Annotated in this window: 14 protein-coding genes; 4 read left to right on the top strand and 10 right to left on the bottom strand. The window is 59.1% G+C overall.

Annotated elements, in window-relative coordinates; translation table 11 throughout:
• Positions 1 to 158 precede the first annotated feature (158 nt).
• The 3 genes from Mal15_RS30365 to Mal15_RS30355 all read right to left on the bottom strand — a co-directional run bounded on the left by Mal15_RS30365 (position 159) and on the right by Mal15_RS30355 (position 5,091).
• Entirely contained in the window at positions 159 to 1,490 is a 1,332-nt protein-coding gene (locus Mal15_RS30365) for a sulfatase family protein (protein WP_147871188.1), read from the bottom strand.
• A gap of 141 nt (positions 1,491 to 1,631) precedes the next feature.
• Positions 1,632 to 2,987: a DUF1552 domain-containing protein gene (locus tag Mal15_RS30360; RefSeq protein WP_233903122.1), complete on the bottom strand. Its 1,356-nt coding sequence runs from the start codon at positions 2,985 to 2,987 to the stop codon at positions 1,632 to 1,634.
• 16 nt (positions 2,988 to 3,003) lie between these two features.
• Positions 3,004 to 5,091, bottom strand: a complete 2,088-nt coding sequence (locus Mal15_RS30355; RefSeq protein WP_233903121.1) for a DUF1592 domain-containing protein — start codon at positions 5,089 to 5,091, stop codon at positions 3,004 to 3,006.
• 320 nt (positions 5,092 to 5,411) lie between these two features.
• Between Mal15_RS30355 and Mal15_RS30350 the strand changes: the two genes are divergently transcribed.
• Positions 5,412 to 8,393, top strand: a complete 2,982-nt coding sequence (locus Mal15_RS30350) for an outer membrane protein assembly factor BamB family protein (protein ID WP_147871187.1) — start codon at positions 5,412 to 5,414, stop codon at positions 8,391 to 8,393.
• Positions 8,394 to 8,744: 351 nt separating this feature from the next.
• Here Mal15_RS30350 and Mal15_RS30345 read toward each other — a convergent pair whose 3' ends face one another.
• Positions 8,745 to 9,326: a hypothetical protein gene (locus tag Mal15_RS30345; protein ID WP_147871186.1), complete on the bottom strand. Its 582-nt coding sequence runs from the start codon at positions 9,324 to 9,326 to the stop codon at positions 8,745 to 8,747.
• A gap of 298 nt (positions 9,327 to 9,624) precedes the next feature.
• On the opposite strand from Mal15_RS30345, the gene Mal15_RS30340 reads away from it, so the two are divergent.
• The 3 genes from Mal15_RS30340 to Mal15_RS30330 all read left to right on the top strand — a co-directional run bounded on the left by Mal15_RS30340 (position 9,625) and on the right by Mal15_RS30330 (position 13,150).
• Positions 9,625 to 10,215, top strand: coding sequence for a sigma-70 family RNA polymerase sigma factor (locus tag Mal15_RS30340; protein ID WP_147871185.1), 591 nt, complete (start codon positions 9,625 to 9,627; stop codon positions 10,213 to 10,215).
• A 1-nt stretch (position 10,216) separates the two neighbouring features.
• Positions 10,217 to 11,809, top strand: a complete 1,593-nt coding sequence (locus tag Mal15_RS30335) for a serine/threonine-protein kinase (protein ID WP_147871184.1) — start codon at positions 10,217 to 10,219, stop codon at positions 11,807 to 11,809.
• 171 nt (positions 11,810 to 11,980) lie between these two features.
• Entirely contained in the window at positions 11,981 to 13,150 is a 1,170-nt protein-coding gene (locus Mal15_RS30330) for a hypothetical protein (protein ID WP_147871183.1), read from the top strand.
• An 81-nt stretch (positions 13,151 to 13,231) separates the two neighbouring features.
• Here the strand turns inward: Mal15_RS30330 and Mal15_RS30325 are convergent, their stop codons facing one another.
• The 6 genes from Mal15_RS30325 to Mal15_RS30300 all read right to left on the bottom strand — a co-directional run bounded on the left by Mal15_RS30325 (position 13,232) and on the right by Mal15_RS30300 (position 18,899).
• Complete coding sequence (locus tag Mal15_RS30325) at positions 13,232 to 14,230, bottom strand: glycosyltransferase (protein ID WP_167547146.1); 999 nt, start codon at positions 14,228 to 14,230, stop codon at positions 13,232 to 13,234.
• A 206-nt stretch (positions 14,231 to 14,436) separates the two neighbouring features.
• Positions 14,437 to 15,465, bottom strand: coding sequence for a glycosyltransferase family 8 protein (locus tag Mal15_RS30320; RefSeq protein WP_147871181.1), 1,029 nt, complete (start codon positions 15,463 to 15,465; stop codon positions 14,437 to 14,439).
• 15 nt (positions 15,466 to 15,480) lie between these two features.
• Entirely contained in the window at positions 15,481 to 16,560 is a 1,080-nt protein-coding gene (locus Mal15_RS30315; protein ID WP_147871180.1) for a glycosyltransferase family 2 protein, read from the bottom strand.
• A 57-nt stretch (positions 16,561 to 16,617) separates the two neighbouring features.
• Positions 16,618 to 17,283: a class I SAM-dependent methyltransferase gene (locus Mal15_RS30310; RefSeq protein WP_147871179.1), complete on the bottom strand. Its 666-nt coding sequence runs from the start codon at positions 17,281 to 17,283 to the stop codon at positions 16,618 to 16,620.
• Positions 17,284 to 17,346: 63 nt separating this feature from the next.
• A complete protein-coding gene (locus tag Mal15_RS30305; protein ID WP_147871178.1) occupies positions 17,347 to 18,222 on the bottom strand; it encodes a motility associated factor glycosyltransferase family protein in 876 nt (291 codons plus the stop codon).
• Entirely contained in the window at positions 18,222 to 18,899 is a 678-nt protein-coding gene (locus tag Mal15_RS30300; RefSeq protein WP_167547145.1) for an acylneuraminate cytidylyltransferase family protein, read from the bottom strand. Before Mal15_RS30300 ends, Mal15_RS30305 begins: the two co-directional genes overlap by 1 nt.
• Between the last annotated feature and the right edge of the window lie 19 nt (positions 18,900 to 18,918).

The following is an 18,918-nucleotide window of genomic DNA, read 5'->3' as shown; positions in this document are numbered from 1 at the left end:
AGTCGTGAACTCTTGTAATTTCAGAGACTAAAAACCGCACGACCTCCAGCAAGAGGATCCCCAGCGTTTTCCACGCTCCGGCGCAGTGCCGCGAAGTTTAGCGTTGTTGGTCTTCTGGCCAGCCCGGCGACGCCAGAACGCCGTCGTCCGGCGAGGTACTACTTGATCTGAATCGGTGACGTTTCCGGCGGGTCACTCCCTTCGATTGACTTCATCAGCGCCCTTAGCTTCGCGACCTTCTCGGGTTCCTTGGCGGCCAGGTTGGTTTGCTCGCCGAGATCAGACTCCAGGTCATAGAGTTCTTCAATCTTCGGCCGATCGTCTTCAATCGCGTAGCCGTGAAAGTAGGCGTCGGGTTTGAGGTATTTCAAATTGCCCAGACGCACGCCGGCGTTGTTGAAGTAGAAATGCTCCCGACCGGTGTCGCGTTTTCCGAGCAACAGGTCGGTTTGATCGATGCCGTCGATCCGGCGGTCGGTCGGGACTTCAAATCCGGCCAGATTCGCAAAAGTCGGCATGAAGTCGATGGTCGCAAACATCGCGTCCGAAACCCGTCCGGCCGGCACCTTGCCGGGCCATCGCACGATGCAGGGCAGCCGATACCCGCCCTCGTACGGAGATCCCTTGCCGTTGCGAAGCGGACCGGAGGCACCCCAGAAAATCGATCCTTTCGGATGCCCCTTTTTCCTGTCGGTGTATTTGGGTTGATTCCAAGGCCCGTTGTCACTGGTGTAGATCACCAATGTGTTTTCGCTCAGTCCCAATTCATCAAGGACGTCAAGCAGCCGTCCCGTTTCGTAATCGAATTCTTCGACAACGTCGCCATAAAGTCCGCCATCCGATTGGCCGCGAAATCGATCCGACGCGTCGATGATCGTGTGCATCATCGTGTGGGCCAGATACAGCACAAACGGCTTTTCCGGATCGCGTTTCTCTTTCAGAAAGTCGATCGCCTTGTCCGTGTACAGCGTGGTCAGGCTGCCCATGTCGTCGGTCGCCCCGGCCGGTTCGTTGTTCTCATGAAATCGAACGTTGCCGCCGTCGTTCGCCCCCAAGGTCCCGAAGTAATAATCGAATCCCTGGGCAAGCGGCATCCGATCCAGGATCGCCTTTCGATTGGACACATCCCACTTGCCGATGCAAGCCGTCTGGTATCCCGCCGGGCGAATCAATTCGGCAAAGGTGATTTCCGAAGCCGGCATGCCCCAACCCTTGCTGCGAAGCGGGTAGCGTCCGGTCAATAGCGCCGATCGCGACGGCCCGCAAACGGTCTGGGAGTAGAACGAAGTGAACCGAGTCCCCTCGGCCGCCAACTGGTCCAAACGCGGCGTCTTGTTGGTTTCGCTTCCGTAACAGCCCAGGTCGCCGTAGCCTTGATCGTCTGTAAACACGATCAGGATGTTGGGTTTGTCGGCCGCGTTGGCGACCGAGGCGAGCAGTAGGAAGACGAGTAACGCGGCGGATCGCAGATTAGGGTTGGGTGAGTCCATGGCTTTCTCGAGAGGTGTCGAAGAGGATGGTCTGTCTGGTAGTGTCACGTGCCGCTCGCTGACGCGTCCCGCTGGCACGGCTGCCGCCTCTTGCCGGCATGGGATGCCAGCACGTGGCGTTAGCCAGTGGCCTGTCATCCGCTACCGTTCGGCCAGCAGCGGATCGACGGTGCCGGTGCTGTCGGCGAATCGTTTTATGTCCAACCCCATCAAACGTGCCTGGGTCAGCCACAAATTGGCCAGCGGCGTGCCTTCGGGCATGTTGATGTGCTGGCCGGACTGAACGCTTTCCCCGCCACCGGCGACGATGATCGGCAAGTCGTTGTATTGGTGCGTCGAACCATCGCCGAGCCCCGACCCGTATGTGAACAGGGTGTTGTCCAACAACGATGTCCCGTCGGACTCTTCCACGCGATCCATCTTGTCGATCAAGTACGCGTATTGCTCCATGTGAAAACGATCGACTTTCAACAGATCGTCAATCATCTTCGTTTGGTTATGCGACATCTGGTGATGGCTTCGCGGTGAATCGAACAGGCTTTCGAACAGGAACGGCGTGTCCCAACGCTCCGGCCCGACCATGAACGTGGTGACATTCGTCAACCCGGTTTGCAGGGCGACCACCATCAGATCGCCCATCAAACGGATGTACTCGCCGCGAGGCAAATAGGCTTCGGGCGGTTCTTCGAAATCGACTTTTGCCAGTTCCGCCTTCATGCCCTCCAATCGATCCATCTGTGTTTCAATCGTGCGAATCGAATCAAAGTATTCGTCAAACTTGACGCGATCGGTGTACCCCAGGTCGCGTTGCAGCGATCGGGCGTCTTCCAAGACCAAGTCGGTCACGTCGCGGTAACGATCGATTTCCTGAGTCGAAAACAGCCGATGGTACATCTTGCGGGGGTCGCGGATCGACGGAGCCAAATGTCCCGTGCCGTACCAGGAAATGTTGTCAAAGTAGATCGATTCTTTGTTGTCGCGGTGGCTGTTGCAGCTGAACTCAAGCGTCGGAAAAGGTGTCGTTTGGCCGACCTGATCGGCAACCAGATGATCCAGCGTCCGATCCAGCGGCCACGCGGTGCCTTTGATCGTGTACGGCTGGGCACTGCTCAAATAGCACGAAGCGCACTGGGCGTGCACGTCGGTGCCCTGCTGGAACGTCCGGTCCATCCCGGTGATCAAATTAATCTTGTTCTTGTACGGATCCAGCGGCTGCATCGTCGGCGTCAATTCGCCCAGCGGATTGACGCTGAAGTACGGATCCTGTTTTCCGAGTGATGCCATCACGTTCCCCAGGTTCCCTTTGGGGATCACATCGTTGGCCTCACCCGGAAAGAAGCCGCGTCGGACGACACCGATCGGCACATAGAGATGGGCCATCCGTTTGGGCACGCCGGTCGAATCGCCTGCCGAAACCAAGCTCTCCATCCAAGGCAACGAGAGTGCCGCACCGCCGAGTCCGCGCAGAAAGGTCCGTCGTGAAGTAGGCTGCATCATCATTGTGCTTTGGGAATCATTGGGCTTTGGGGTTTGTCTTGCTTTGAAAGGGATCACTCAGGATCACTTCGCGGATCAGGGTCTGGATCTTGTAGCCGTCGGCCGCGGCGGTCGAAGCGATCTGGTCGAGGGCGATCTGGTCGGCGGCGGTCAGTTCACGGGCGAGCGCGAAGGCCAGCAGGTGTCCGGCCAGCCCGCGGGCAAAACGGTCTTTCTCGGCCAGGATCGCGTCCTTGAATTCGACGACATCGTTGAACGCGTGCTTGCGAAACAGCGTGCCCGAGACATCGACCGATCGTCCGTTCTCATATTCTGCACGCCACCGCCCGACCGGGTCGAAGTTTTCCAGCGCAAACCCCAGCGGGTCGATCTGCTCGTGACAGCCCTTGCAATCGCTCCGCTCGCGGTGCAGCGAAAGCCGCTCGCGAAGCGTCAAATGCTCTTCGCCGGCGGCCGGTTTTTCACCCAGCGGCGGCACGTCGGCCGGCGGCGGTTCGGGCGGGTTGTTGAAAATCACCGTCGCGATCCAGGCGCCGCGTGTGATCGGCTGCGTCCTCTCGGGGCCGGACGTCATCGTCATCACCGCCGCGTTGGTGATCACGCCGCCGCTTCGTCGATCCGACACGGGGACGCGATAAAACGGCAACACCGTCACCGCGCCGCCACCGGTCTTTTTGACATCCGACGGCTCGCTGCGAAGCTCCCCGTAAGCGTCTTCCAACAACACCGAACGGTAGGTGAAATCTGAATCGATCAGCTGTGTAATGGGATGGTTTTCGATCAACACCGTTTCGAACAACAGCAGCGGTTCGATCATCATATGCATGCTGTCGCGGTACTTGGCGAAGTAGAAATCGGGATACTTCTTCGGATCGGGGACCGAGGAGATGATCCGTTCCAATTGAAGCCACTGCGCCGGAAACGAGTCGCAAAACCGTTTCAGCTTTTCGTCATGGAGCATCCGAGTGATCTGGGCGTCCAAGCTGGCCGGACGTTTCAACTGCCCCGCGATGGCCAGATCAAGCAACTCGCGATCGGGGATGCTGCCCCACAGGAAAAACGACAATCGCGACGCGAGTTCCAAGTCATCCACGGGTGCCGCCGTCGCCGACTCGCTTGACTTGTCATAGCGATACAGGAACTTGGGCGACGAAATCGCAGCGGCGGCGATCGATTTCATGGCATCGGAAAACTCGACTCCAGCGGCGAGTTGACGCAAGGTGAAATGGACGTAGCGATCCAGATCGGCATCGTCGACCGGACGTCGAAACGCCCGCGTCAAAAAGGGCTCCAGACGACGCCTGACTTCTGTCTCCAGCTCCGTGTCGTCATCCGGTGCGGCAAAGAATGTCGCCCAGATCCCGACGTTCTGCGGGTGAAAGTCCGGGCTGTCGGTGATCGATTGCCCCAGCGACAAGAATGATTCCATCAACAGTGGCGACAATGACAGGTGATCGCCCCGATTGTCGAATCCGTGTTCGGCTCGCAAGTCCTGTGGAAACGCTGCAACCCCGGCCAACCGTGGTTCGATCAATTGTGATTTGCCTAGCGGCCGGCTTCCCACCCAAACCGCGTCGTCCATCTGACCGGTTTGCGGTTTGAAGTACCCCCGGTGCTCTCGCATCATCCGTTCGGGCAAGGTGAACACGGTGCAATTCAAATCGAACAGATCGATGACGGCATTGTTGTATTGAAAGCGATTCATGCGGCGAATCGGAGCGTGCGCGAACGCCTTTTTCTGGTCGATGGCCGTTTGCAGGATCCCTTTCAGTTCCGTGATCAATCGACGGCGCAACTGCGGATCCAGTGGCGGTTCGTCTTCGGGCGGCATCGCTTCCAGGTCCAGGACATCGATCAGCCCGCGTACCAATTCCGTGTTGTCCCTCAGCCCTTCGCCCCGTACCGCCAACAAATCGACGTCGCCTTCCCGTTCGCCGTTTTCACCATGACATTTGATGCAATGAGTCTTCAAAGCAGGCGCGATGATTTCGGCAAACGCATCGGTTTCATTCGCCAGGCACCATTGTGGGAGACTGCCTAGCAGCATGATCGAGGTGGCAATCACGGTTGCCGACCATTTCTGGAATGCGTGGTTCGAGCTCACCGGCTGATTCCGCAAGTGCAAGGAGGGGGCCGAGAGCGGCCGGGGGGGGCGGGAGTGGAAGTCGCCAAAACGCCAATCATCGGCCGGCCTTCCACACATTCGATTCTAACCGCTTGCAGCCTGAGATGCCAACTTGTCGGTCCGATCCGAGTTGCATGCATCAGCTGAGGGACTCGTTCCGGGGCAGACTCGCACCACGGACTTGTACTTCGTCAATTCGCCCCACGACATTCGGGAACGCTACAATGGCTGATCGGCCAGGGCCAATTCGCCAGTGCCAATTCGTCGATGCAGTCACCCCCTAACGACGGGACGATCCGATGATGCTCCGATTCGCGTTTCCGGCCATCTTCGCCGCGATGACACTTTGCAGCGTCCAGACGGTCTTCGGCGGCCAGGCCGACGAGGATCTGCGGCGAATGCAGATCGACAAAGGGATCGTCGTCGTTGTCGGTCTGCCCGGCGGCCAAGCCGACTATTTGATCGACCTCTGCCGATCAAGTGATCTGACGATCTATTGCCAAACCAACGATGCGGATCTTGCCGACGCTGCGCGGCGAGCGGCCGATGCGGCCGGGTATTTGGGATCGCGTCTGTTCGTCGATCTCGGATCACCACGCTCGATCCAACTGGGCAACAACATCGCCGACCGCGTCCTGGTCTACGGAACCGATGCCCCGTCGAGCGAAGAAGTTTTGCGGACGCTCCGCCCCAGGGGGATTGCGTTTCTTGGCGATCAAACCATCACCAAACCCGTCCCCGAAGGCGTCGACGACTGGTCGCATCCCTATCACGGACCCGACAACAACCCACAATCCGACGACCAACTGGTGCGGGGCAGTTTGCGAACGCAATTCATCGGTTATCCGAAATTCAGCCCGATGCCCGAACAAACCGTGGTCGCCGGCGGACGGATCTACAAGGCGATGGGGCACATCGCCCACAAAGCCAACCAGAACGAGATGCTTAACACGCTGTTGTGCATCAACGCCTACAACGGAACCATCCTGTGGCGACGTCCGCTCTCGCCCGGGTTCATGTTGCACCGCAACACGATGGTCGCAACCGACGACGCGCTTTACTTGGGCGACCACGAAGCGTGCAAGATCATTGACGGGCAAACCGGCGAAACGATTGACGAGATCAAGGTCGATTCCGAAATCAGCGACGGTCCGGTCTGGAAGTGGATGGCGATGCGTCATGGCATTCTGTTCGCCCTGGTCGGCAACCCGGAAGCCAAGCTGGAAACGCAACGGGCCATTCGACGCGGGCTGGGCCATTGGCCCTGGGGCATGTGGGACGGCCACGATTACAACGATCCCCGCACTTCGTTCGGATTCGGTCGCACCGTCGTGGCCATCGATCTCAAGACGAAAGAACGACTTTGGCACTATCGCGATGACGAGTTCCTTGATGCGCGCGCCGTGTGCATGAACGACAGCCAAATCTTTTGTTATTGCCCCGGTAAATTTCTGGCCTCTATCGATCGGTACACCGGAAAGCTGAACTGGAAGAACACCGACAAGGATCTGTTGGATGCGATCGGGGACAACCAGAAAGCCCAGCACTACATCACCGGCTACGCGACGTCGTGTTACATGAAGTGCAGCGAAGACTACTTGTTTTTTGCCGGCCCCCAGCGAGCCCGAATGGTCGTCGCCTCCGCCCACGACGGCAAGCTCGCATGGACACACGAGACGGGGAATCTGCAATTGGTCCTGCGTGACGACGGCGTGTGGGCGGCCGGTCCACAGAAATCCGAAAGCGGGATGAAGTTTGATTACAAGACCGGCGAAGTGCTGGCGACGTTTCCTGCCCGCCGCGCCTGCACGCGTGCGACCGGCTGTGCCGACAGCATCTTCTATCGTGCCAGCGGGGGCACCGTTCGTGTGTTGACCGAATCCAACACGGCCCAGCACATCGATCCGATGCGTCCGCCCTGCCAAGACGGGGTGATCGTCGCCGGCGGGCACCTTTACTGGGGCCCGTGGATGTGCGGCTGCCAGTTGTCGCTGTACGGCAACATCGCACTTCGCCCCGGAGACGATGCCGCAAACGAAGTGGACGATTCGGTCGAACCCAAATTGGTCCGCGGCGACACGAATGCGGCAGTCGCGCCGCTGGACATTGATCCCGATGACTGGTCCACCTACCGCGGAAACAACGCCCGCACCGACGTTTCCAACGTCACGATCCCTGAACAGGTCCGCCCCGGGTGGGCCACCCAGGTTTGTCGCAACGCGTTGCCGACCGCGCCGGTCACCGCCGACGGCATGGTGTTTATCGCCGATCGGACCGGTGTTGTGCAAGCATTCGATGGGGACGGGGACCGCGTTTGGAAGGCCTACACGGCGGGTCCCATCTACTACCCGCCGGCGGTTGCCAACGATCGCGTCTATGTCGGTTCGGCCGACGGCCGCGTCTATGCCTTCGCCGCCGGAGATGGACGTTTTCTTTGGTCCTACCGAGTCGGCCCGAAAAGCGACCGGATTTTGGTCTATGACCACCTGATTTCGGCATGGCCCGTTGCGGGCGGAGTGGTCGTCGACGGCGACACGGTCTATGCCGCCGCCGGGATCACGCACTACGACGGCACCCACGTCGTCGCACTCGATGCGACAACCGGCGCCTTGAAAGTTTCCAACACGACTTCGGGAACCTTGCAGCAAGAAGTCAACAACGGAATCAGTCTGCAAGGCAACTTGACGATCGTCGACGGTGAACTCCGCTTCCTGGCCGGCGGCGTTTATGAAACCGCCCGCTATGACTTGAAAACGCTGGAGTGTCTCAATACACCCAAAGCACAGGTGAACTCACAGTTCCGCACCGCGTTCTACCCGTATTATCCGGACTATGGAAAGTACGTTTCGCTGGACTATCAATGCGGCGACGGATGTCAACTCAGCCACGACGCCAGTTATGAAGGCAGCCAATTCGTCAATCTGGCCCGGCAACCACCGTTGGCGCCAGGAACTCCCAAACCGTACAAGGAAGCGGCGCGTTGGATCCGCCGCGGGGGGCAGGCCCCGGAGGCGATTTGGCAAGACAAAGGCAACCGACGTTTCAACAGTTTCGCCGTGACCGACGACACGTTGCTGGCCACCGGGCATCCCGATGGGAATGAAGCGGACGCGTTCCTCGTTTCCATCAACACCAGCGACGGAAGCGATCGATGGATCCATCCCTTGCCCGCCCTCGCCGTCAAAGGCGGCACCTCGATCGACCACATGGGGCGGATTTATGTCGCGTTGGAAAACGGCCAGTTGCTCTGCTTCGATCCCGTGGACCCTGCGGCAAACTAAGACGCTCCGGCAAAAGGATTCGGCAACCGCAGGGGCTCAATTGTTGGTGTGTACTCTAAGCCCACTGTCGCTGCAAAGCAGCGACCGGGAATCGCCTAAAGGTCAGGCCTGAATGGCACGGGCTTGAGATCACAAACTGAGCCGTAGGCGCTAGCCTCGGGCCTTACAAGTCTCGAAGCGCAATCCCGGGCCCGCGGCTAGCGCCGTCGGCTCACTAAGCCTGTGCCATCGGTGTCAGACCTGAATGGCTGGTGCCTGATCCCTTGATCAATTAAAAAAAGAGCACGGCCGAATCAACGACCGTGCTCTCAAGCGTATTCATCAGGGCGCGCCGAATGAACGGCGATCGACTTAGTTGATCGCCTTGTTGACCGCTTTCATCACGGCGGCGACGTTCACCTTGTCGGCTTTGTTGAACTTGCGTGCCGCGACGACTTTGCTGTCGTTGGCGATCACGACCGTCACGGCAGCCTTCTCGTCGATCTTGTAGTTGCTCGGACCGGTCTCGTGGTCGTTTGCAATGACGACCGGAACCGAGGTTGCACCGGAGGTTTCGGCGACCTTGGTGGCGGTGTCTTTCAACGCTTCGGCATCTTTGCCCATCAGCGTCACGAAGCCTTTCAGTTCGGCCTCTTCGTTCGCTTTGACCGCCGCATCGATTTCCTTGACCAGCTCATTGAGCTTTCCACCGGTGTCGCGTGCGAACACCATCACCATCGGGCGCGAACCGTATTTGCAGCGATAGCAAAGTTTTTCACCTTGCTCCACGCCATCATCCTCGGCACCACAAACTTTCGTGACATAGAACGCGCCGATCGCATCGCCAGCCTTCAAACCCGCATCGGCTTTCTTTTTCTTTGCCGACTCCTCGGCCGAAACCACCGAACAGACCAGCAGACCAAGTACAGCCAAAGGCAACATCAAACGAGACATGCGTTGAATCTCCAACAGAAGGGGAGGCAAAAAAGGAGGGACGTTTCTCTTACTCTCAAGGACGTTTTGACAAACGCCCTGCCGGTAATGGGCAAGCCATCTTACCATCCGCCACCGCAACCCGCAGGTTCGTCACAAAACTACTGCAAAAAAAATCGCGATGGCGAAAAACCCCCGAGATGCAGCAGATCGGCACGAAGAATCTTTCTCAGGGGTTTCGTGTAAGACCCCGCCAATTCGTCCGTGTACAACAGTAGAAGCCTTGTCTGTCGAATCCATCCGATGAACGTTTGATCCTGTGTCAGCATCTCCCATCACCCGACCGAGCCTGCTGTTGCGGTTGCGTGACCGCGACAATCACCTGGCGTGGAGCGAGTTTTTGGAGATCTACGAGCCGGTGATCTACCGTCTCGCCCGGCGACGGTATCTTCAGGACGCCGACGCCCGCGAGATCGTGCAAGAGGTGCTGCTGCGGGTTGCCGCGGCGATCGACCGCTTCGACCCGACCGCCTCCGGCTCATTTCGTGGCTGGCTGTCCCAAACCACGCGGCGCGTCGTCGTGGATCGATTTCGACGGATCGGCGACACCGCCCTTCCCGTGGGTGGGCAGCTGGATCTTTTGGCTGGGGTGGTCGACGGAGCGGAAAATCCCTTCGAAGTGGAGTTTGATCTGGAGCACCGTCGCCAGCTGTTTCGATGTGCCGCCGAGCATCTTCAACGGGAACTGTCGGCGACGAGCTGGGCGGCGTTTTGGCGCACGGCGGTCCAGGGCCATCCGGCCCAAGTGGTGGCGTCGCAGTTGGGCATCAGTGAAGGCGCGGTGTACGTGGCGCGATGCCGAGTTTTGAAGCGGATCCGAGAGTTCGTCCAGCAAAGGGAGGCGGAGTGAAATGGTCGCCGTCAATCGATCTTCGTGGGGCAAGGCGTTTCCAGGCCATTGCGATGAAGCCGTCCTGAAAGGTTTATTGGACGAATCGCTCGCGGCCGATCTGCAAGCGGTCGCCGAAGATCACCTGGCGGCGTGCACGTCTTGCCGAGACCGGCTGGAGACACTTGCCGCTGCCCCGGCCCTGTGGACGGAGACGCGGCGTATTTACGAGGCGGACGAATCCACTCGACACGCGACGGCGTTGAATTTCGGTTCTGCGGTGCAGCAGGGCCGGTCCGATGATTCGATCACGTCCTGGCTGAGAGCGATCGCACAACCCTGCCAGGAAGACGCCTCCGGCTCGTTGGGCCACATCGACCGTTACCGAATCGATTCGGTGATCGGATCGGGCGGCATGGGCGTGGTCGCGGCCGGGTTCGATGAACAGCTCGCCCGCCCGATCGCGATCAAGTTGCTGGCGCCACATTTGGCCGGGCTGGCGCCGGCGCGTCGGCGGTTTGCCAGAGAGGCCCGCGCGGCGGCGGCCATCGTGCACCCGGCGATCATGCCGATTTATAGCGTCAGCGAGCAATCGCATCCGCCCTACTTGGTCATGCCGTTGGTCGGATCAGCCACGGCCGGTCGCAGTCTGCAACAGCGGATCGACCGAGAAGGTCCGCTGGATCTGGAAACGGCGCTGGGCATTGCCGCCCAAGTCGCCGAGGGGCTTGCCGCGGCGCACGAGCGCGGAGTGGTCCACCGGGACATCAAACCCGGAAACATCCTGATGGAAGAAAACAGTCCTCGCGTCCTGATCGGCGACTTCGGCCTGGCCCGCGCGATCGACGACGCCACGGTCACCGTCAGCGGGATGGTGGCCGGAACCCCGCAGTACATGAGTCCCGAACAGGCGGCCGGGGAAGCGGTCGGACCGGGCAGCGATCTGTTCAGCCTGGGCAGCGTGTTGTACGCCATGCTGACCGGTCGCCCGCCGTTCGTCGCCGATTCGCCGATCGCGGTGCTTCGCAAAGTCATCGACACACCGGTTCAACCCGTCGTCAGTCGCGTCGAATCCTTGCCACCCTGGGTCGATCGATTGGTTCGGCTATTCCTGGTCAAAGACGCAAACGCGCGTATCGTATCAGCCGCCGAAGCCGCACAACTGCTCCGCGAAACGGAAGCCCATGTCCGAAACCCTTCGCGCTATCCGCTGCCGGCTCGGCTCGGCCCGCCCCACCGGCTCAAGACCAAGTCGACGATCACAGCGATGATCGCCGCGATCGTATTGGTGATGGTGGGCGCATCACTGCCGTTGCTGCGACAGCAAACGCCGCAAGGTTCCAACGACAAAAGCAAACCGGGAGTCGCTTCTCCCAAGACCCTACCGACGGGGCAGACCTCCGCCGGTCCGTCCGTCACGGCGATGGAGCGATCGGCGGCTCCAACAGAAACAGATGTGTCGTGGCATTGGGACGCGTTGCCTGTCGAACTGCAACAGATTCGCGACTCATTGCACGAACTGGAACGCGACCTGAATCTCGACGCCGTTGGCTTCGAATCAATCGATGATCGTCGACATCGGGGCCAACCGGCTAGCGGGACAGCGACACAGTGACGTCTTCGCGTTCGCCGGAGCGGGGAACTTGCCGGGGATCCACCTTCTGGCGAAGGTAGCTACGTTTGGGCGGCGATGCGGTGAGGAGGATCGAAACTCTTGGCGAGTTCCGCTACCGAAAAATTCAGCACGACTTGATTTCTGTTACTCCCATCCCAAAGGATGCATCACATGTTGGAACCGAAACTCAGACGCTATTCCATCCTCGTCGCCGCGGGGGCGACCTGCGCTTTGGCGATCGGCATCGTCTCGCTGACGCCCCCGATCACCGCGCAAGACGCTTTGACGCTGGATGCGGCCGAGCAGATCATCATCCGGCCGCGTGTCGAAACCAGCTATCGCGAGGTGGTCGAGGATGGTGTGACGCGCCGAATCCCAGAAACTCATGTCCGTTACGAGAGAACGATTCGACGGCATTCGGACGTCAGCGGCATGCCCGCTGGCCAGATCCGCCCGCTGCCCCACACACGCGAAATCGGTCCCTTGGTGCAGCGGATCGCTGCGGCGAAACCGGACGACGAGACCGAAGAGCTGAAGGAAGAGCTTCGCGGCATGCTCGACGACCAATTCGAAGCGATGAGCGCCGAACAACACGAGCAGATCGAACAGATCAGCAAACGACTTGAGCAGTTGAAATCGCAACACCAGGCCCGCGCCGAAGCCCGTGAAGAGATTATCCGGCGACGAATGAACGAATTGTTGCGTCAACCCGATCCGCTGGCCTGGGACACGAACGCGAATCGCCGCCGTGGTGGTGACGTTCACACGGATGTAACTGTGAGAACCATGCCGTCTCCATCGCTACCCGCGGTGCCGGTCCGTCCGCAACTGCCTGCGAATCACGACGATGATTGGCGACCGGACCCCAATCGGGATCAGTGGGAGCGTCCGCAACTGAATCCCCCAGGTCGTCCTGCAGATCTGGGCCGTCCCGCAAGTCTGGGCCGCGCTGCAGAACTGGATCGCGCGTCAACGTTCGGCATTGCCCCGGCACGGATCGCGTCGGATCCGCGCGCGGATCACTACCTGGACGCTCGCCTCGCCGGCGCCGCGCACGGCCTGTACTCGGCCATCGGGCGTCACGCGGTGGACCGTTCGGAGGAGTCGGAGCGAAACTTGCGCGACGCGATCAAAAACGCGCAGCGGATGATCGCGACGGTGGCACGCCGCGACGATTCGAACGTTCGAAATACTCCGTTGATCCGCGCGATCGAATCGGCAGCGTCACAGTTGATGGGCTCCGACGCCGACTTGGAGGAGGACGACGAGAGCGTGCTGGGGGACGATCGACGACAGGATCGCCCGGACAGCGACGATGACGAGCGACGGGATTCCGAATGACGAGTCGAATCGGAACGTGAAGACCACGAAGGCTGCGTTACCGATCGGAACGCGGCCTTCGATCGGTGATGGCTGATGAAGTCATGCCGCTTGCGCGCTTTCACGCACTGCGATCTTCCGCTTCGGCCGCGACGGATTGGCAACCGGAGCGTGGGGCGCGGGCTGCCATAAGCCGCGTCGCCGCTCTGCGAAAAAGTGCCGAAAGATACTGATCAGGCTGCCACAACGCACGTCCAAGCTGGTTCCCGATTGCGCGCACAGACGCAGGTACATCAACAGTTCCTTCAGCACGGGATGCTCGATCGTCCGGAACTCCTTCGATGCCAGCTTAGGTAGTAACGTGATGTCGTATCCGGCAGCATTGACGTACCAGTTGATCATTGCATTCAATTTGAGTGCATACTGCATCTTTTGGGCTTCTGACCAGGTCCTGCCGGAAAAGTGGTTGCTCTCGTGCACCCGGTAGCGGACCAGTTGCTCGCCGATGTGATACTTTTGCGCTCCGACGATGGATGATGCGAGCACCAGCACATCGTCGGCGCGGGTTCTCCAGTTGCTCTCATTGGGATAGGGCAAAATGCGTTCCAGCAGCGAAGATCGCATCGACAAGCAGGACGTCGGGGCACCGACCCAGTGGCGAAAGAAAATCGACGCCAAGGCGCTGACGCCTTGGTCGCGTGTTCGTTTCTTGCGCTGGCGATCGTTGACACAGGGGCCGAATTTTTCGTGGTCGACACTCAAAAAATCGATGTGTTGACGTGCCTGGAAGACCGACTGAACCGTCGCATGCAGGTCGCGGTGTTGGCAGTCATCGGAATCCAGCAGGAAGATCAGCTCTCCAGAAGCCATCTCGACGGCCCGCTGGATACAGGAAAGTTGGCCGCTCTGTTCTTGTGCAACAATTCGAATCCCGGTGTGTCGCCCGTAACGCGCGTTCAAAACATCCAGTGAATTGTCGGTCGAGCCGTCGTCAACAATGATGATTTCGTCGAACGGCAGGCTTTGCTCCAGCGCACTGTCGACCGCTTCGCAGACGTACTTGCCGTAATTGTAGTTGTTGATCAGGCAACTCGAACTCAACGGACCGCTCGCTTGGAGTTCCGGGGGAGATGAATACGGCCGGCCATATCGTACCACGAGTTTGGGTCCGCGAGCGTTGGAGTGGGAGTGTAATGACATGGTTGCTTTGCGGCGAATGGGTCGGCTGGAAAGTACATCTGCCGTTTTGATCTCCCCACCGAAGGAGAGTTCCCTAACGATATGGCATCGACTGAAATTTGAAAAAACTAGGCCGCACGGTTTCGTGATCTAAAGTTTTCTTTGATTCTTCGAACCTGAGTTTTCCAGCGTTCACGAGCAGGTTTGTAGTGGTGTCCCCACCACCGTCGCATGAATTCATCCGGACGTTCGGGTTTCCAACCATGCCAATCGGTCTGTCGGACTTGTTTTCGGAAGGCATCGGTGTACGGGTGCCGACAGAAGTAGTTCCACGGTTTGTCGGGCGAGCAAAAATGGACGATCCAAGGATCCTCGACGATGGCACGGTGGGTGCTCGAGTCGAACGGGCTGTGTTCGCCGCTGGGATAAACGTAAAGGTGGGCTCCCTGGTTCCAGCGAAGATCGAGACTTCGCCAGGAACCTGCCAGCACAACATTCAACGCGTACTGGTCCCACCACAGCACGTGCTCGCGATGTTCTTCCAAACACTCAAACAGGTGTTTCGCAAGGTTTCGTTCCCGCCACGCTTTGACATCGATGACGAGCATCCCGCCGTTAAAGTAGGGGGCATCGGCGGGCAGTCCGAGTTCACGAAAATTGGCAATCGGATGGACGGCCGCAAGGTAGGGCTGGGCCTGTTCAAAATTGGTCAGGCAGGTCGATGCGTCGATGAAGGGAGCCGCATAGTCCTGAACCGCCAACAGTGCCGCATCGCCCTGGGGTTCGTCCCAAAGGAGTCCCAGGTCTTGGCGGACGAGCATGTCCGCGTCCAAGTAGATCGCTCGCTGGACCGATGCGGGCAGGTACTCGGCGATCGCCAACCGCATGTACGTCGCCGCATTGATGTGGTGGCTGACCGGGAAGCGTTCGAACGATTCCCGGCTGACGGGAATCCATTGCACGCTGACCCGGGGATCCTCCCATGATGCCAGCAGTCGCCGCTTGGATGCATCGGAGATCCCGCCGTCGAGAATGTAGACGTCGAGTCGCCGGTCGGCCGAAAGCGACTTGATCGCCGATGCGATCGTGACCGCCAGCGGCAGGGTGTAGGCATCGTCGGATCCGCTTACCAGCGCGATTGGTTCTTGGTTTTTCATCAGGTTCCTGTCCCGCTATGCGGCCTTCTTTAGCTCAGGGCTGTTTTCCAAAAGTCGCTTTGATGTTTCGAATGCCGAACGATCCAACGGTCGTTTATCCATCGTCGCTCGGTGTCGGGTCCGGTCTTCGCCGGGCGATAACAGTTGGCCGATGGTCCCGCGGATGACAGCGGCAACGCCTTTGGTCAGTGACGAGACATCCTTCCGTCGCAGATTCCATGCCTCGATCAGCAGCTGACCGCCCCTGACGGGATCCGCCGACGGGTCTTTGCTCGGATCCGTTCGGCGGTGCAGACGCGCGGCGGCGAGCAAGTTGTCGTAGGCGAACGAAAGACTGGTTTCCCGGTCGACGGCCGGCGACTTGGAGTACCGCAAGATCGTGTACGCGACCTCTTCGATCGTTCCGGCAAGACGCTCTGTCGTCGCGCCGGCATGTTCCTTTCGATAGTCGCATGTCACGTCATCGACGTGAATAAATTCAACCCCCGAGGAAACACAGCGGAGGAAAAAGTCGAAGTCCTCGCAGTACTTGTGCTCGCAGCTTTGCGGACCCACGACCTCCATCACCTCACGCCGCATCACCGTGGCCGAAGGTACGACAAAGCAGCGATTAAACAGAGAGATCGGGAAACGAGACACTTCATCGTCGGTCGGTCCATAGACATCCAGTTCGGCGCCGGTTCCATGCTGGAACATCTGGACTTTGGCGTACCCGATGTGTGCCCCATGATTGCGGATCGCGTCGACCACGCGGCTGAGATGATTCGGTCTCCACAGATCATCGCTGTCCAACGTCGCGATGAATTCGCCCCGCGCTTTGGCAAAGCCGCGGTTGCGAGACGCCGCCGCACCGAGGTTTTGTTCGTTGCGAGAATAGGAAACGGATTGCGTCACGGAGCGTCCGAAGTCGCCAACGATTCGCTCGGTTTCACCTTTGGAAGAGTCTTCGATCACGATGACTTCCCAGTTGGTGTACTCTTGATCGCGCACCGTCTGGAGCGTCGCGCCGATAAAATCGTCCCGGTTGTATGCCGGGATCACGATCGAGACCAATCCGGGAATCGGTGGCTCGGAATAGGTAAGTTGTTGGATCACTAGTCCTGAATTTCCCTGGTTGAGTAGTGTTGGACGATCCGCGAACGATGCCGCGTGCTACAGCACGTACAATCGCTCGGCCAACCGGGTCGGTCCGCCGAATTCCTTGACCGCTTTGATGACGCCGGGAAAGTCATCGCAGTAGTCGTGTCCACACACGATTTTTGCACCGACTTCTTTTGCCCAGACGATGTCCTTTCTGGTTTCCTTGTAGTCATGCATGGCGTCGAGGAAGACCAACGAGGGCGTGGGACCGTCATAAGTCCGAAAGAATTCGTCTTTGTCGATGCGGCAGATTTCGACGTGTCCTGTTTCGACCAGGTACCCAAGGGAAAGCTGGACCAGGCTGAATTGCTCGTCCGGTGTCAGCCCCCAACCGTTCCAGCAAAAGTTGTCGACGGCAAGGATCTTTTGCTCGGGCGATTTGACCGTCGCGATCCGTTGCGTGGTGCGTCCGGCCAACACGCCGATCTCGACGATCGGACCGTCGTGCTGGGCAGATTCGCGGACCAATTCGGCCAACAGTTCCCATTCCTTGTCCCAGACGGAGAACTCCGAAAAATTGGCCTCGGGCCGGGGCTGGTGGACGACCGCGTCCATGCCGCGGCCCATCGACTTGGTGTACTTAATCTCTTTACCCCGCATCACGCGGTAACCGTCACGGACAAAGCGGACAAAATCCTGCGTTCCGCCCTTCCGGGCATTCGTTTTTTCAACAATCATGATTTCTGATTAATGAGGTGGGCAAGTGGGTGTGAGGAAGTCGGGCGGATGACTCGCGAAACGTCATGCAGCGAGTCGTGGAGTCTTTCGTGAAAGCGCTTCTGCAAGCGGCATTCGATCGATCGCGTCGACCTTTCCCCGCGGCGTCGCATTGATGAACTCAATGCCCGACTTGCGGAGCTTTTGGTCGATCAACTCGAACATCGGCTTGGCGTGGTATTCATAGCTGAACCCGTCCCAAGTCACATTGACGCCGGGAACGAAGTTCGTGCCCGAGTCGTAGTCCATGTCGATGCCGATGCAAACGATTCGTGCGGCACCGAAGTAGGCGGCAAATTGAATCGCGCTGAAGATGACGCTGAATCCGTAATAGACAAACTGCGTCGGATCACTCGAGAATCCAGGTTCGAAATCCGGTATCGGTTCCAGCTGGTCTTCTTCCAACTGCCATCGCAACCGTGGCATGTAAACCGACAGATTACGCATTTTCGGCGTGACCCATTCCGGGGGCACGCCCCGCTGGTCGTAATAGATGTTGCCCAGATGGAGCGGGCACTTCAGTTGGCGAAGATCCTGGCCCAATTCGGCAACCCGTTGATTGTCTTGGACGACCAGGTGGAACTCGCGCGGGGTGAACCGGTCGAGCAGTTGGTAGGCACGGTTCGTTCCGACGATCAAGGCCCCGTCCAAACAGCTCAGGTCCATTTGATTGATCGAAGGACCGTTGCCGACACAGACGACCGTTTCGCCCGACCACTGTTCCTTGCACCGGGCGATCCTCGAACGGGTCGCGCGGTTGAGCTCGACCCAGTCCGGGAGATGTCCCAGTTCCGACTTCGGCAGTTGCAGATCGTCGTGCCACTGATCGACAATCGGTTGTTCCAGGCCGAAACGTCGCGCGAGCGACGGACCCCAATTTTCGGCGAAGTCCTGATACATCAAGCCGCCTCCCTCTTCTCGGCCTGCAACGCGTTGTACAGCGTCGACGCGATGAAGAAGTCTTCCTGGGTATCGATGTCGATCGATTCCAGACGCGAGGTTTCGATCATCAGCGGTCGCTTGCCGACGATGTTTCGGAGCTTGATCATGTCGTCGCGGCGGATGATCGAAAATCCGTAGTTGACCGCCATGATGCGGGGCAGGTCCTGTGATCGGACCTGGTTCTGCGGATCGTAATTCAGCGCGACGCCGTCGCGATACAGAAACTCTTTGATCCGACAGCACGAAGTCACCGAGTCGTGTTTCGCATAATCCGCCCGGCGGAACGCCTCGATGCCCTTTTGGTAGCTCTCCACGGTAAACAGGGGAGTGGTCACCGATGCCGAAAGAATGATCTCGGCGGGGCAATTCTCGGCGACGTGCTGATAGTAGTCGCTCGATGTGATGTGATCGTTGGCAAACTGTGGATCACGTTTGATCGTTTCCGCACCCGACGACCGAGCGATGTCAAGCAGGTGGTCGCATTCGGAATTGACGATCACGCGAGCGATGCCGGGGACCCGCCTGAGCGTCGCGATCTTTAATTCCAGCAGGTTGCTGCCGGCAAACGGTCGAGAATTCTTGTTCTTGACTCGTTTTGACCCCCCGCGCACTCCGATTAAGGCAACGATTTCCATATCCCTGTGTCTCCAACTT

The organism is Stieleria maiorica, assembly GCF_008035925.1.
GTDB lineage: Bacteria > Planctomycetota > Planctomycetia > Pirellulales > Pirellulaceae > Stieleria > Stieleria maiorica.
Note: the sequence above shows the minus strand (reverse complement) of the source record. Positions and strands in the feature narration are given on the sequence as shown.

Coding starts and splice junctions, on each gene's coding strand:
- Mal15_RS30305 (WP_147871178.1), bottom strand. CDS start 18,222: ATGTATCAGGACTTCGCCGAAAATTGGGGTCCGTCGCTCGCGCGACGT.
- Mal15_RS30320 (WP_147871181.1), bottom strand. CDS start 15,465: ATGAAAAACCAAGAACCAATCGCGCTGGTAAGCGGATCCGACGATGCC.
- Mal15_RS30365 (WP_147871188.1), bottom strand. CDS start 1,490: ATGGACTCACCCAACCCTAATCTGCGATCCGCCGCGTTACTCGTCTTC.
- Mal15_RS30330 (WP_147871183.1), top strand. CDS start 11,981: ATGTTGGAACCGAAACTCAGACGCTATTCCATCCTCGTCGCCGCGGGG.
- Mal15_RS30345 (WP_147871186.1), bottom strand. CDS start 9,326: ATGTCTCGTTTGATGTTGCCTTTGGCTGTACTTGGTCTGCTGGTCTGT.
- Mal15_RS30310 (WP_147871179.1), bottom strand. CDS start 17,283: ATGATTGTTGAAAAAACGAATGCCCGGAAGGGCGGAACGCAGGATTTT.
- Mal15_RS30335 (WP_147871184.1), top strand. CDS start 10,217: ATGGTCGCCGTCAATCGATCTTCGTGGGGCAAGGCGTTTCCAGGCCAT.
- Mal15_RS30350 (WP_147871187.1), top strand. CDS start 5,412: ATGATGCTCCGATTCGCGTTTCCGGCCATCTTCGCCGCGATGACACTT.
- Mal15_RS30300 (WP_167547145.1), bottom strand. CDS start 18,899: ATGGAAATCGTTGCCTTAATCGGAGTGCGCGGGGGGTCAAAACGAGTC.
- Mal15_RS30360 (WP_233903122.1), bottom strand. CDS start 2,987: ATGATGCAGCCTACTTCACGACGGACCTTTCTGCGCGGACTCGGCGGT.